At 72.5% G+C, this 13795-nt stretch carries 15 protein-coding genes; 8 read left to right on the top strand and 7 right to left on the bottom strand.

Annotated features, from left to right (window positions below):
- The first annotated feature begins 169 nt into the window (after positions 1–169).
- Positions 170–391 carry a hypothetical protein gene (locus tag B7C62_02020; protein ARF71166.1) on the top strand — a complete coding sequence of 74 codons (222 nt, stop codon included), beginning with the start codon at positions 170–172 and terminating at the stop codon, positions 389–391.
- A gap of 69 nt (positions 392–460) precedes the next feature.
- On the opposite strand, the gene B7C62_02025 is transcribed toward B7C62_02020, so the two are convergent.
- Both B7C62_02025 and B7C62_02030 read right to left on the bottom strand, forming a co-directional pair.
- Positions 461–1399, bottom strand: coding sequence for a hypothetical protein (locus B7C62_02025; protein ARF71167.1), 939 nt, complete (start codon positions 1397–1399; stop codon positions 461–463).
- A gap of 2 nt (positions 1400–1401) precedes the next feature.
- Positions 1402–1833: a transcriptional regulator gene (locus tag B7C62_02030; GenBank protein ARF71168.1), complete on the bottom strand. Its 432-nt coding sequence runs from the start codon at positions 1831–1833 to the stop codon at positions 1402–1404.
- Between the two features lie 229 nt (positions 1834–2062).
- Between B7C62_02030 and B7C62_02035 the strand changes: the two genes are divergently transcribed.
- The 3 genes from B7C62_02035 (at position 2063) to B7C62_02045 (ending at position 4152) form a co-directional block, all read left to right on the top strand.
- Entirely contained in the window at positions 2063–2638 is a 576-nt protein-coding gene (locus B7C62_02035; protein ARF71169.1) for a chemical-damaging agent resistance protein C, read from the top strand.
- 96 nt (positions 2639–2734) lie between these two features.
- Positions 2735–3316 (top strand): Tellurium resistance protein terZ, encoded by a 582-nt coding sequence (locus tag B7C62_02040; GenBank protein ID ARF71170.1) that lies wholly within the window; start codon positions 2735–2737, stop codon positions 3314–3316.
- A 74-nt stretch (positions 3317–3390) separates the two neighbouring features.
- The gene (locus tag B7C62_02045; GenBank protein ID ARF71171.1) at positions 3391–4152 is read left to right on the top strand and encodes a hypothetical protein; all 762 of its coding nucleotides are present in this window, start codon (positions 3391–3393) and stop codon (positions 4150–4152) included.
- A 56-nt stretch (positions 4153–4208) separates the two neighbouring features.
- On the opposite strand, the gene B7C62_02050 is transcribed toward B7C62_02045, so the two are convergent.
- From B7C62_02050 to B7C62_02060, 3 genes are all read right to left on the bottom strand, one after another.
- Positions 4209–4952, bottom strand: a complete 744-nt coding sequence (locus B7C62_02050) for a gamma-glutamyl-gamma-aminobutyrate hydrolase (protein ARF71172.1) — start codon at positions 4950–4952, stop codon at positions 4209–4211.
- 80 nt (positions 4953–5032) lie between these two features.
- Entirely contained in the window at positions 5033–6502 is a 1470-nt protein-coding gene (locus B7C62_02055; GenBank protein ID ARF71173.1) for an ethanolamine permease, read from the bottom strand.
- A gap of 154 nt (positions 6503–6656) precedes the next feature.
- Positions 6657–7457: a GntR family transcriptional regulator gene (locus B7C62_02060; GenBank protein ID ARF71174.1), complete on the bottom strand. Its 801-nt coding sequence runs from the start codon at positions 7455–7457 to the stop codon at positions 6657–6659.
- Positions 7458–7530: 73 nt separating this feature from the next.
- Here B7C62_02060 and B7C62_02065 point away from each other — a divergent pair, with 73 nt between their 5' ends.
- Genes B7C62_02065 through B7C62_02075 form a run of 3 tightly spaced genes read left to right on the top strand, consistent with a single transcriptional unit; the run spans position 7531 to position 11114 of the window.
- On the top strand, positions 7531–8895 hold the full coding sequence (locus B7C62_02065) for a glutamine synthetase (GenBank protein ID ARF71175.1): 1365 nt from the start codon (positions 7531–7533) through the stop codon (positions 8893–8895).
- Positions 8896–8928: 33 nt separating this feature from the next.
- Positions 8929–10323 (top strand): aldehyde dehydrogenase, encoded by a 1395-nt coding sequence (locus B7C62_02070; GenBank protein ARF71176.1) that lies wholly within the window; start codon positions 8929–8931, stop codon positions 10321–10323.
- 5 nt (positions 10324–10328) lie between these two features.
- Positions 10329–11114: a 3-oxoacyl-ACP reductase gene (locus B7C62_02075; protein ARF76942.1), complete on the top strand. Its 786-nt coding sequence runs from the start codon at positions 10329–10331 to the stop codon at positions 11112–11114.
- A 19-nt stretch (positions 11115–11133) separates the two neighbouring features.
- On the opposite strand, the gene B7C62_02080 is transcribed toward B7C62_02075, so the two are convergent.
- Both B7C62_02080 and B7C62_02085 read right to left on the bottom strand, forming a co-directional pair.
- Positions 11134–12342, bottom strand: a complete 1209-nt coding sequence (locus B7C62_02080) for a hypothetical protein (GenBank protein ID ARF71177.1) — start codon at positions 12340–12342, stop codon at positions 11134–11136.
- Positions 12339–12527: a hypothetical protein gene (locus tag B7C62_02085; GenBank protein ARF71178.1), complete on the bottom strand. Its 189-nt coding sequence runs from the start codon at positions 12525–12527 to the stop codon at positions 12339–12341. Before B7C62_02085 ends, B7C62_02080 begins: the two co-directional genes overlap by 4 nt.
- Positions 12528–12678: 151 nt before the next feature.
- Here B7C62_02085 and B7C62_02090 point away from each other — a divergent pair, with 151 nt between their 5' ends.
- On the top strand, positions 12679–13662 hold the full coding sequence (locus B7C62_02090; protein ID ARF71179.1) for a hypothetical protein: 984 nt from the start codon (positions 12679–12681) through the stop codon (positions 13660–13662).
- Positions 13663–13795 lie beyond the last annotated feature (133 nt).

Raw genomic sequence — 13795 nt, forward strand, 5'->3', positions numbered from 1 at the left:
AGAACTCTACAGCCACGTAGACCTCAGGAGACAGGAGCCCCGCCTGGCTCGATTCCATCGGCCTCCGGAGCCGCGGGGAACTCCCCCGCCGCCCCGCGCAGTTCTGCTGGCGGCCCCTCCCGGGGCCACCCGCCGCCACGGCGGAGGAACGAGTTCTCAGGAGGCAGCAGTGGCCCAGATCGACCTGGACAAGGTGCTCGACAAGGCTTACGCGGACAAGGACCTGACCACCATCCTCGAGGCGCCGGTCTCGGCGCTGAAGGGCGTCTCGGACCGCGACGGCGAGCTGCTCCAGGAGGCGTTCAACGTCAAGACGGTGGCAGATCTGGCCAACTTGAAGTACGCCCGCTGGGCCCAGGCGCTCGCCGCGCTGGACGTCAGCAGGTCCTGACCCGAGGGGCCCGGCCCGCCGGACCGCTCCGGCGGGCCGGGCCCGAGCCCCCGCCGACCCCTGAGAGCGTCACAGGGGGGTCGTCGCCGCTTCCAGGACGAGGAAGAGGGCGACGGCCGCGTTGAGCGCGGAGAGCGCGGAGACGGTCGTCCCGGCGGCGGCGACGAACGCGGCGGCCCCGGCCGGGGTGAGCGCGGGCGGCCAGCCCCGGTCCGGCGGGACCGGGCCCAGGAGCGCGGCCACCCGGCGGGGCACCGGCCCCGCGGCGGCGAAGCCTGCCACGGCGGCGGCAGCGGGGCCCGGGCCGGAGATGAGCGCCGCCTTGCCGACCGCCCGGGCCGTCAGCCGGCGGTCGCCGGTGACCCGGGCCGCCTCCTCGTCCGCCCAGCGCTCGGTGGAGTAGACCAGGGCCGACTGCAGGGGCCGCAGCAGCGGGTTGACGCATCCGGCCAGCCGGGTCGCGAGCAGCAGCCGGTGGTGGCGGCCCGCCAGATGGGCCCGCTCGTGGGCGAGCAGCGCCCGGCGCTCCGCCGGGTCCAGGGAGGCGAGCATGGCGGTGGAGACCATGACGCGGCCCGGGGAGCCGGGCAGCGCGTAGGCGTACGGCACGTCGTCGGGCAGGACGGCGAGGTCGCCGCCGCCCGGCAGTCCGGCGAGCGTCCGGTGGGCGCGCGCACGGAAGCGGTAGTGACGGTGGAGGGTGATGCCGCAGGCCGTGGTGACGGCGACGAGCGCCAGGATGGACGCCTTGCCCGCGAAGGCGTCGTGCGGAACGGCCTCACGGACCTCGTCGTCGGACCAGCCGTCGGGCAGCGGGTTGCCGGGCAGCTGGGCGGTGCCGACCACCACCAGCAGCCCGAGGCAGACCAGACTGCAGGAGGCAAGGATCACGGCGACGGTGGTCAGCAGGCGTGCGGCTCTCCGTGGGTGCAGGTGCTGCTCGGCCAGGCGCGCGATGGGCAGCGCGGTCAGCGGCAGGACCAGGGGCAGATACACGAAGACGCCCATCGTCAGCCCTCCGGCCGGTCCGCCGGAGCGGCGGGGGCGCCGGGGCCGCTCTCCGCGAGCAGGGAGCGCAGCAGCTCCTCGTCGTCCGCCGACAGGACGGAGACGAAGCTGGAGAGCACCGCGTCCCGGTCGCTCTGCTTGTCGAGGAGGCGGCGCATGCGGAGCGCGGCGAGACCGGCCTCGTTCGCCACGGGCTGCCAGAGGACGGGGCGCTTGGGCCCGGTGCGGGTGACGGCCTGTTTGGCGTGCAGCCGGGTCAGGATGGTGATGACGGTGCTGTACGAGAGCCCGCTGCCGAGGCGTTGGAGGACCCAGGCGGCGGTGACCGGTTCGGTCGCCTCGCCCAGCACCGACAGCACCTGGGCCTCCAGCTCGCCCTGGCCCCGTCTGCGGGCAGGTGTCTCCCGTCCGTCACCGGCTGTTTCGGTGTCCACCCTCCGGCCCCCTCTCCCTCGGCCGCCCGGACACGGCCGTTCACCTGCCGGGCACCGGGGAATCGTATCCAGCCGGGGAGCGGCCGGTGACAGCTCCGGACGCTTCCCACCTGGCCCGTAAAATCTACAGTGTTGTAGATTTTGAGGTGTTGCCGCAGCGTGTCCGCACCGTCACCCCCGGCAGCGCGGGCACCACGTACGCACCCGTCACCACGTAAGGGAGAACACCATGGGCGTGAGCCTGGCCAAGGGCGGAAATGTCTCGCTGACCAAGGAGGCCCCGGGGCTGACCGCCATTCTCGTCGGCCTCGGCTGGGACGTCCGTACGACGACCGGCACCGACTACGACCTCGACGCCAGCGCGCTGCTCTGCGACGAGTCGGGCAAGGTCCTCTCCAACGAGCACTTCGTCTTCTACAACAACCTGAAGAGCCCGGACGGTTCGGTCGAGCACACCGGGGACAACCTCACCGGTGAGGGCGAGGGGGACGACGAGATCGTCAAGGTCGACCTCTCCGCCGTGCCGGGGACCGTCGCCAAGATCGTGTTCCCCGTCTCGATCCACGATGCGGAGAGCCGGGGCCAGAGCTTCGGCCAGGTCCGCAACGCGTACATCCGCGTGGTGAACCAGGCGGGCGGTGCGGAGATCGCCCGCTACGACCTCAGCGAGGACGCCTCGACCGAGACGGCGATGGTCTTCGGCGAGCTGTACCGGCACGGCGCGGAGTGGAAGTTCCGTGCGGTCGGGCAGGGTTACGCCTCCGGGCTGAGCGGCATCGTCGCCGACTTCGGCGTCGGTCTCTGAACCACGGCCTCTGCGTCGGCCTCCGAAAACGGCCTCCGAACACTCCGGGCCGGTCCGGACGTACCCCTTTCCAGCGAAGCCACCGAAGGCGGAAACATGACGATCAACCTCTCCAAGGGCCAGCAGGTCAGCCTCACCAAGTCCGGCGGCGGTGAACTCGGCGTCGTCCGGATGGGGCTGGGCTGGAAGTCCGCGCCCCGCAAGGGCTTCCTGGCCCGGCTGACCGCCCGTGACATCGACCTGGACGCCTCGGCCGTGCTCTTCGCGGGCAAGGAGCCCCAGGACGTCGTCTTCTTCCAGCATCTGACCAGCGACGACGGTTCGGTCCAGCACACCGGGGACAACCGGGTCGGCGGGGCGGGCGAGGGCGGCGACGACGAGTCCATCGTCGTCGACCTGCGGCGCGTGCCCGTCCACGTCGACCAGATCATCTTCACGGTCAACTCGTTCACCGGGCAGACCTTCGAGGAGGTCGAGGCCGCCTTCTGCCGCCTGGTCGACGAGAGCAACGGCCAGGAGCTCGCCCGGTACACGCTGACCGGCGGCGGGCGGCACACCGCGCAGATCATGGCGAAGGTCCAGCGGGCCGGTTCGGGGTGGCAGATGACGGCCATCGGCGAGGCGGCCGACGGGCGCACCTTCCAGGACCTGATGCCCGCCGTCGCGCAGCACCTGTAGCAGTACCGGCCCGGGGCCGCGGGGACCGGTGGGTTCCCGCGGCCCCCATGGCAACACATCGACAGAGGGACAGTATGGGCAGGCCATCCCCGCTCGGGGACGAGGACAGATCCGACTACGCGGAAGTGCTCGACGAGGTGCTCGCCTCGGCGGAGGTACGGCGGCTGCTGGAGCGGTCGGAGGTCGGCGGCGGCCAGTTGCGCGTCCGGGCCCTGGCCTCGGCGCCGCACACGGCCCGGGCCGCCGGGGCGGAGTACCGGGCGTACGCGGAGCTGCGGCGCGAGCTGTCCGGCCGGGGACCCGGCAGCGCCCCCGCTCCCCTGTCGGGGCCGGGGCACCAGGAGCGGCCGGGCGCGGGCGCGCTGGCGGTCCTCGGGGTGCTGACCCCGATCCTCGCTGCCGTCGCCGCGGCGACCTTCCTCCTGCTGGGGTACGGGCTCCGTCTGACCGGGAGTCTGGCGGCCCTCGCCGACACGCTCGTACGGGTCGGCTGGATCAGCCTCGCCGTCGCCGCGGCCACCTCCCTGATCAGCATCGTCGCCCTCTACCGGACCGCCGCGCTCCAGTCGGCGCCCGTCCCGCCGCCCGGGGCGGACCGATCGGCCGACCTCGACCGCGCCCGGCGGGCCTGGCGCACCGCCCTGCGGGACAAGGGCATCCGCCCGTTCCTGCTCCAGGAGCTGGCCGGGGCCGCCGGGGACGGGGCGCCCGGCCACGGCCCGCGCTTCACCCCGCCCGCCTTCGCGGGCCCCGACTTCACCGGTCCGGGCTTCTCCAGCCCCGGCCACGGGACCCCGGGCGCCGGATCACCGCGCCTTCCCGACACCCGCCGCTGACACCGGGCGCCGCCGGGCCTCGCCGGGCCGCCCTCGTCGACGCGGCCCCGTACCGCTCAGCCCGCCCCGCACTCCGCCGGTTCGGCGCCCGCCCGGGCTCCGGGAGCGCGCGAGCGGCCGCGGGCCGCGTCGACGAGGGCGGTCATCACGCGGAGGTCCTCGCCCATCTCCGGGTGCCACTGGACCCCGAGCACCAGGCTCCCGTGGTCCGGGAGTTCCAGCGCCTCCACCGTTCCGTCGGGGGCGTGGGCGGAGGCGACCAGGCCGGTGCCCAGGCGGTCGACGGCCTGGTGGTGGTAGGCGGGGACCGTGGTCTGCTCGGGGACGGCCGCCGCGTACACCGTGCCGGGCACGGGGTCCACCGGGTGCCCGCCGAAGACGGCGTGGCCCCCGGTGTGGCCGTCCAGGTGCTGGTGCAGGGTGCCGCCGAGGGCCACGTTCAGCAGCTGCATGCCCCGGCAGATGCCCAGCAGCGGGACGCCCTGCTCGATCGCGGCCGCGATCAGGGCGAGCTCCCAGGCGTCGCGCTCGCGGGCCGGAGGCCCCGTACGGGGGTCGGGGTCGGCTCCGTACCGTACGGGTTCCACATCCGCTCCCCCGGCGATCACCACCCCGTCCAGCGCGGCCACGGTCTCCCGGGCCGCGTCCTCGGCCTCGTCCGGCGGCAGCAGCACCGCCAGTCCGCCCGCCGCCCGGACCAGGCGGGGGTAGGCGGCGGGAAGGAGCACCGCGGGCATCTCCCAGACGCCCCAGCGGGCGGGGTCCTGGTAGGTGCTGATGCCGATGACGGGCCGGGGCATGGGACGGCTCCTTCGGTTGTCCGGTTACGGGGTGGGGGCGCGGTCGGTCGTCTCGTGACGAGGCAGGGGTACGGGCGCGGTCAGTCGCGCCGGAGTTCGGCCTCGGCCGCCGCCAGTGCGGCGAACTCCTCCTCCGGGGCCCCCGCGACCAGCCGGTGGCGGCTGTAGAAGGCGAAGTAGGCCAGCGCCACCGCGTACACACCGAGCGCGATGAACGCCGCGTCCCGGTCCACCAGGAAGGTCGCCACCAGTGCCGAGCATGCCAGAACGAAGGCGACCGACGAGGTGCGCGCGCCGCCGGGGGTGCGGTAGGGGCGGGGCAGCTCCGGCTCGCGGCGGCGCAGCACGATGTGGGAGAGGGCCATCAGGGCGTAGCTGATGGTGGCGCCGAAGACGGCGACGTTCAGCATCCGGCCGCCGTTGCCGCTCCAGGCGGCCAGGGTGAAGCCGATGACCCCGGGGATGAGCAGGCCGAGGTAGGGGGATTTGCGGCGGTTGGTGAGGGAGAGGAAGCGCGGCAGATAGCCGGCCCGGGAGAGGGCGAAGAGCTGGCGGGAACCGGCGAAGATGAGGGAGAAGAAGGAGGCCACCAGCCCCGCGAGGCCCGCGTAGTTGACGAACCGGCTCAGGACGGTGGGCTCTCCGTCGCCCTGGAGGGCGACCACGAGCGGGTTCCCGGCCTCCTTGATGGCGTTGGCGCCCTGGGCCCCGGTGGCGGAGACGAAGGTGATGAGGGCCAGGAAGACCAGCACGGCGAGCGAGATGGCCAGGGCCTTCGGCATCGAGCGGACCGGGTCCTTGGCCTCCTCGGCGGCGAGCGGTACGCCCTCCACCCCGAGGAAGAACCACATGCCGAACGGGAACGCGGCCCAGATGCCGAGGAGTCCGTACGGCAGCCAGGAGCTGGAGCCGAAGGCGGCGGGGTCGGCCGGGATGTCGTTGAGGCGGCCCGCGTCGAACTCGGTGAACGCGCCGATCGCGAAGATGAGCAGCGCGGCCACCGCGATGGCGGTGACGACCAGGCTGAAGCGGAGCGCCTCGCCGACGCCCCAGAGGTGGATGGAGATGAAGAGCGCGAAGCAGGCGAGGTAGACCGGCCAGCTGGACGTCAGCCCGAACAGGCCGAGCGATTCGACGTAGTCGCCGATGAAGAGGGAGATCGCGGCGGGGGCGAGGATGTACTCGATGAGGATGGCCGTGCCGGTGAGGAAACCGCCCCAGGTGCCGAGCGCGCGCCGGGCGAAGCCGTAACCCCCGCCCGCCGTGGGAAGGATGGCGGAGAGTTCGGCCAGGGCGAAGACGAGGCAGGCGTACATGACGCCCATCAGGAGCATGGCCACGGCGAGCCCGCCGAAGCCGCCCTTGGAGAGGCCGATGTTCCAGCCGGAGAAGTCACCGGAGACGACATAGGCGACGCCGAGGCCGGTCAGCAGCAGCCAGCCGGCGCTGCCCCGGCGCAGGGTCCGGCGGTGCAGATAGGCGGCGGTGCCGGAGGCTCCCGGGCTCGCGGAATCGGGGGGTCCGGCCGGTGTTTCGGTTCCCTGAGCCATGAGGCGCTCCAGACGTCTGTCGACTTCTCGGTGGCACTGCGTCGATCAAAGGTTCGTCGGCACACCTTTGTGGAACGTCGGGGCGGATGGCAAGGGGCGCGCGTTAAAGAGTGGTTACGGATTCGCCTCCGGGACGGGGCACCCCTCAGGCCCCTCAGGCCAGGAAGCCGCGCAGCAGCGCCGCCGTACCGGCGCAGTGTTCGCGCATCATCTCGCGCGCCGCCTCCGCGTCCCGGTCGAGCACCGCCTCCACCACGGCCGCGTGCTGCTGCTGGGAGTGCTCCAGGTTCCGTACCAACAGGGGGATGCCGTCGAGGAGTTCGTTGAGGGTGGCGCGTACGGAGGCGTACCCGTCGGCGAGCGAGCGGGAGCCGGAGAGTTCGGCGAGGGTGAGGTGGAGCAGGGTGTCCTGGCGGCGGTAGTCCTCCAGCCGGGCGCCCTGGGTGGCCTCCAGCGCCGCCCGCAGCCGGCCGGCCCCGTCCGCCGTGAGCCCGTCGGCGCAGAGCCCGGCGGCCCCGGTCTCCAGCACCTCGCGGAAGCGCAGGGTGTCCTCCACGTCGACGGCGGCCACCCGGCGGCGGAGCTCGTCGCTGCCGTCGGCGGCGGTGGTGCGCGGCAGGACGAACGTTCCGCCGTAGCGGCCCCGGCGGCTCTCGACCATGCCCTGGTCCTGGAGGACCTTGAGGACCTCGCGGAGGGTCACCCGGCTGACGCCCAGATGCTGGGCGAGCTCGCGCTCGGCGGGGAGCCGGTCGCCGGGCGGGACGAGGCCGAGGCGGAGCAGCTGGAGGACCTGCTGAAGGGTCTCCTCGAAGCCGTTGCCCGCGCGGACGGGGCGCAGGACGGAGGAGAGCGGGCCGGGTCCGGTGCCCGCCTCCCCGCTGTCGACGTCGGCGTGGGGGGCGTCCGTCGCTGCGGCCGGACGGGTGCCGTCGGCTCTCCTGTTGGTGACCATTCGCAGCTCCCCTTCCCAAGCAATGGTTCTCTGTCATACCTTAAGCCTCCCGGTTCACCCAAGGAGGAATCCCGTGGCAGACCGCACATCCCCGCTCACCGTCGACGAGCTCCGCTCACGCGTCGCGGACGGCTCGATAGACACGGTGGTGCTGGCCTTCCCCGATATGCAGGGCCGGCTCCAGGGGAAGCGGTTCGCCGCCGGGTTCTTCCTCGACGAGGTGCTGGAGCACGGTACCGAGGGCTGCAACTACCTGCTGGCCGTGGACACCGAGATGCGTACGGTCGACGGTTACGCGATGTCCTCGTGGGAGAACGGCTACGGCGACTTCGGCATGGTCCCCGACCCCGCCACGCTCCGCCCGGTCCCCTGGCACGAGGGCACCGCCCTGGTGATCGCCGACCTCGCCTGGCACGACGGCGGCCCGGTCGTCGCGGCACCGCGCCAGATCCTGCGGCGCCAGCTCGACCGGCTGGCCGCGCTCGGCTACACCGCCCAGGTCGGCACGGAGCTGGAGTTCATCGTCTTCCGGGACAGTTACGAGGAGGCATGGGACCGCGACTACCGCGGGCTGACCCCGGCCAACCAGTACAACATCGACTACTCCATCCTCGGCACCGGCCGGATCGAACCGCTGCTGCGCCGCATCCGCAACGAGATGCAGCAGGCGGGGCTGACCGTCGAGTCGGCCAAGGGCGAGTGCAACCCCGGCCAGCACGAGATCGTCTTCCGCTACGACGAGGCGCTGACCACCTGCGACCAGCACGCCGTCTACAAGACGGGCGCCAAGGAGATCGCGGCCCAGGAGGGCGTCTCGCTGACCTTCATGGCCAAGTACGACGAGCGCGAGGGCAACTCCTGTCATATCCATCTCTCCCTCACCGACGAGAACGGTGAGAACGCGATGGCGGGCGACGGGCCGGACGGGATGTCCGAGCTGATGCGCCACTTCCTGGCCGGTCAGCTCGCCGCCCTGCGCGACTTCTCCCTCCTCTACGCGCCCAACATCAACTCCTACAAACGCTTCCAGCCCGGCTCGTTCGCCCCCACCGCCGTCGCCTGGGGCGTGGACAACCGCACCTGCGCGCTGCGGGTCGTCGGCCACGGCCGGTCCATGCGCTTCGAGAACCGGCTGCCCGGCGGGGACGTCAACCCGCACCTCGCCGTGGCCGGACTGGTCGCCGCCGGACTGTACGGGGTCGAGCACCGGCTGCCGTTGCCGGAGGCGTGTACGGGCAACGCCTACACCTCCGCGTACGACCAGGTGCCCACGACCCTGCGCGAGGCCGCCGAGCTGTGGGAGGCCAGCCCCATCGCGAAGGAGGCGTTCGGCGAGGAGGTCGTCGCGCACTACCTGAACATGGCGAAGGTCGAACTCGCCGCCTACGACTCCGCGGTGACGGACTGGGAGCTGCGCCGCTCCTTCGAACGCCTCTGACCACTCCCCGCTTCCCCCGATCGAGGTCCGTACGTGTCACAGCACCCCGCGGCGTCCGCCCTGGACGTCCTCAACCCGGCCACCGCCGAGGTCATCGCCACCGTCCCCGCCGCCTCCGCCGCCGATGTGGACGCGGCCGTCGCCCGCGCCGCCGCCGCGCAGCGCCCCTGGGCCGCCGCCGCGCCCGCCGACCGGGCCCGGCTGCTGCGCCGCTTCGCCGCCACCGTCGACGAACACATCGAGGAACTGGCCCGGTTGGAGGTCCGGGAGGCCGGGCACACCATCGGCAACGCCCGCTGGGAGGCGGGCAACGTCCGCGATCTCCTCGACTACAGCGCGGGCGGCGCGGAGCGGCTGCTCGGCCGGCAGATCCCGGTGGCGGGCGGCATCGACTTCACGGTCCTGGAGCCGCTCGGCGTCGTCGGTGTCATCGCCCCCTGGAACTTCCCGATGCCCATCGCCGCCTGGGGTCTGGCCCCGGCGCTCGCGGCGGGCAACGCCGTCCTCCTCAAGCCCGCCGAGACCACCCCGCTGACCGCTCTGCGGCTGGCCGAACTCGCCCTGGAGGCAGGGCTTCCCGAGGGGTTGTTCCAGGTGCTGCCCGGTGAGGGGCCGGTCGCCGGGAGCGCCCTGGTGGAGCACCCGGGCGTCGCGAAGATCGTGTTCACCGGCTCCACCCGGACCGGGAAGCACATCATGACCCGGTGCGCGGAGCGCGTGAAGCGCCTCACCCTCGAACTGGGCGGCAAGAGCCCGAACATCGTCTTCGCCGACGCCGATGTGGCGGCCGCGGCGGCGGCCGCCCCGATGTCCTTCCTGGACAACGCGGGCCAGGACTGCTGTGCCCGGACCCGGATTCTGGTCGAGCGGTCCGTGTACGACGCGTTCCTGGAGCTGCTCGTCCCGGCCGTCGCCGCCGTGGTGGTGGGCGACCCGGCCGACGAGAAGACGCAGATGGGCCCGCTGATCTCGGCCCTCCAGCTGGAGCGGGTGCGGGGCTTCACCGACGGGGTGCGGGAAGCCGACGGCGTACGGGCCGTTCTCGGCAGCTCCCCCCAGGGGCCCGGGTTCTGGTATCCGCCGACCGTGCTCGCCGGGGTGGCGGCCGATGCCCCAGTGGCCGTCGAGGAGGTCTTCGGGCCGGTCGCCGTGGTCCTGCCGTTCGACGGCGAGGAGGAGGCGCTGCGCCTGGCGAACGCCACCGACTACGGGCTCGCGGGGTCGATCTGGTCCCAGGACATCGGGCGCGCGCTCCGCGTGGGCCAGGGGCTGCGGGCGGGGAACCTCTCCGTCAACTCGCATTCCAGCGTGCGCTATTCGACCCCCTTCGGCGGTTTCAAGCAGTCGGGTCTGGGCCGTGAGCTCGGTCCCGACGCCCTGGCCGCCTTCACCGAAACCAAGAACGTCTTCATCAGCACGGAGGCATGAGCACCATGACCGACACTTCCCCTGTCTGCCGCCGCCTGGTCGGCCGCACCGCCGTCGTCACCGGAGCCGGCAGCGGCATCGGCCTGGCCACCGTGCGGCGGCTGGCCGCCGAGGGCGCCCATGTCGTCTGCGCCGATGTGGACGAGGTGAGCGGCAAGGCCGCCGCCGAGGAGGCGGGCGGGCTCTTCGTCCGTACCGACGTCACCGACGCCGAGCAGGTCGACGCCCTCTTCAAGGCGGCGTTCGACACCTACGGTTCGGTGGACATCGCGTTCAACAACGCGGGGATCTCGCCGCCCGACGACGACTCGATCCTGGAGACCGGTCTCGACGCCTGGCGGCGGGTGCAGGAGGTCAACCTGACCTCCGTCTACCTCTGCTGCAAGGCGGCCATCCCCTACATGCGCGCCCAGGGCCGGGGCTCCATCATCAACACGGCCTCGTTCGTGGCCCGGATGGGGGCGGCGACCTCGCAGATCTCGTACACCGCGTCCAAGGGCGGGGTGCTGGCGATGTCCCGTGAGCTGGGGGTGCAGTTCGCCCGCGACGGCATCCGGGTCAACGCGCTCTGCCCGGGGCCGGTGAACACGCCGCTGCTCCAGGAGCTGTTCGCCAAGGACCCGGAGCGGGCCGCGCGGCGGCTGGTGCACATCCCGGTCGGGCGGTTCGCCGAGCCGACGGAGATCGCCGCCGCCGTGGCGTTCCTGGCGAGCGACGACTCCTCGTTCGTCAACGCGACGGACTTCCTGGTGGACGGCGGGATCGCCGGGGCGTACGTCACCCCGGTCTGAGCCCGCCCCCGTCCGGGGGTCACTCGCTCCCGTGAGCCAGTGACCCCCGCAGCCGCTGCGAGCGGAGCACCAGCAGCATCTCGAAGCGCTGGTCGGGGTCGTCGATCGCGTCGCCCCACAGCTCGCGGATCTGCCGCAGCCGGTAGCGCGCGGTCTGCGGGTGGACGCCGAGCCGCTGGGCCACCTCGGGCGCGCCGCCGGGGGTCTCGATCCAGGCGAGGAGGGTCTCGGCCAGCCGCCGGGACGCGGTCGGCCCGAGGCCGTCCAGCGGGGCGAGGCAGCGGCGGGCCGCCGCGTCGATCAGCTCCCGGGACGGCAGGAGCACCAGCTCCTCCGTGCGCTCGGTGCAGTGCAGCACCTCGCCCTGCGGGAGCAGGTTCTTCTTGATCAGCTGGACGGCGGTCTCCGCCCAGCGCAGGGAGGTCGCGGCGGCGGCCAGCGGCACCGGCGGACCGATCGCGCCGGACCAGCCGGCGGTGGCCCGGCGCAGGGTCTCCGCCCGGCCCGCCGTCTCCGGGTCGGGGATGACGATGCGGGGCTGCTCGCTCTCCATCTCCAGCAGGATGCCCTGCCCCACCGCCGGGGCCACGGCCTCCCGGGCGGGGCGCATCAGGACGCCCACCGCGATGGTCTCCGGCAGCTCCCAGCCGACCCGGGCGGCCCGCTCGGCGAGCGTACGGGCGGAGTCGCCGCGGTGCTCCACGAGCAGCAGGTCGATCAGCTGGCGCTGGAGGCGCAGCCGCTCGCTGGCGCGGCGGGCCGCGGCTTCCGCATAGCCCAGTACCGACTGTTCCACGAGCCCGTCCAGATACTCGAATCCCGATTCGGCGAGCTCGTACATGGCGGGGGCGGCGATGTCGACCTGCTGGCCGATCTCGGCGAACCTGCGCCAGGTGAGCCGGACCCCGAGCCGGTAGACGGCCTGGAGCGAGTCGAGGCTGCGGCCGTGCAGTCCCTCGCCCCGGCCGAACTCCTGGAAGACCTCCGGCGGCACCCGGGGGTCGGCGGCGCCGGAGGCGAGGTGGCGTACGAAGCCCTCGATGGCGCGGCGGATGCCGACGAGCGCCATCGGCTCGCCGGACTCGTCCTCGACGAGCTGGAGGTAGGGGTATGCCTGCCGGATCTCGGTGAGGATCTTCTGCGCGATCTCCGGCGCCTCGGCCAGGGCGATGGAGGCGAACCGCTCCACCTTCGACCGGGGCACCTCCTGCCAGGCGTGAGACTTCACGAGCCCGCCGACGCGGTCTCGTAGCTGATCAGCGGTGTGTTGGGCTGCTCGGGCGTGGCGTCGAGCAGGGCCACGATGCCGACGGCGGCACCGACGGCGAGCGCGGCGGCCACCAGGGCGGTGGCGGCGGCGGCGATGATTCTGCGCATGGTCGGGTTCAGCTCCTTGCTGGAGTCGATCCCCACTCCGTGAAGCCGGGCCCCTCCGGCTGGAACACAGTGTCGACAGTCCATTGACATCCCGTCAAGGGCTTGCCTACTGTTCACGCGAATCAAGGGCTGACCGGCCCGGGGCCCGTGCACCTCCCGCGAAGAGATTCGACTCAGGAGTGCCCGGATGCACCGCAATGCTTCACCTCTGTCACTTTTCCTGCTGGGTGCAGGGGTCTTTCTACTCGTCCTCGCGCCGCTGCTCGTCTGGTACGTCCAGCCGCAGGCCAAGCGCACCCCCATCGACACCGACACGACCACCGTCTTCACCGGGACCGGCAGCTACTTCGACACCGGCGAGGTGAAGACGGTCACGGGCAAGGAGATCACGATCACGCGCCAGGTGCGCGGGGACGTGGCCGAGAGCCTCAAGAGCGGCCATGCCGTGTGGGACGTGTCCACGTCGGTGGACCGCAAGGAGAGCCTGCCCGCCTCCGACCCCCGCGACGCCCTCCAGTGGACCCTGGAGCGCTGGGTGACCGACCGGTACACCAATGAGCCGGTGCACTGCTGCGAGGAGACCCCCCGGTTCGACGGGGAGGCGTACCTGAAGTTCCCGTTCGATGTCGAAAGACGTGCTTACCGCTGGTGGGACGGGACCCTCGGCGGGGTCGTCCGGCTCGACTACGCGGGCCGGAAGAAGATCCAGGGCTACGAGGGATACCTCTTCAAGGGCACCGTCGAGCCGACCCGGACCGGGGAGCGCCAGGTGCCCGGCGTGCTCGTCGGAGAGTCGGACACGCCCCAGATCCTCGCCGAGGAGTGGTACTCCAACAGCGGCATCGAACTGGTCGTGGACCAGCGGACCGGGCGCATCATCAACGCCGCGATCGGCCCGAAGAAGACGCTGCGCGCCCCGGGCTCCTCGAAGGACGCCGTCACGCTGCTGGAGAGCGAGCGGGTCGAGTTCACCGAGGAGACCCAGAAGAAGCAGGTCGAGCTGGCGTCGGCGGACAGCGACCGGCTGGCTCTGCTCTCCGGGACCGCGCCGGCCGGTGCGGTCGGGGGCGGTCTCGTCCTCACCGCGGTGGGCCTCGTGCTCGTCATCCGGGGGCGTCGGACCGAGCCGGAGGCCCCGAACACTCACATGATGACGAAGTTGCCCACCTGAGTTACCGGCAAGTTGTCGCACCGGTGAGTAGCCGGGCGGGTAACCGTGCCGAAAACTGTCTATCCCCACCAAAGCACGGCCCCCGGTCTCGTTCTCCCTTGTTCTCCCACGTGTTCTCGCACGTCACAGCCCA

Source organism: Kitasatospora albolonga, from assembly GCA_002082585.1.
GTDB lineage: Bacteria > Actinomycetota > Actinomycetes > Streptomycetales > Streptomycetaceae > Streptomyces > Streptomyces stephensoniae.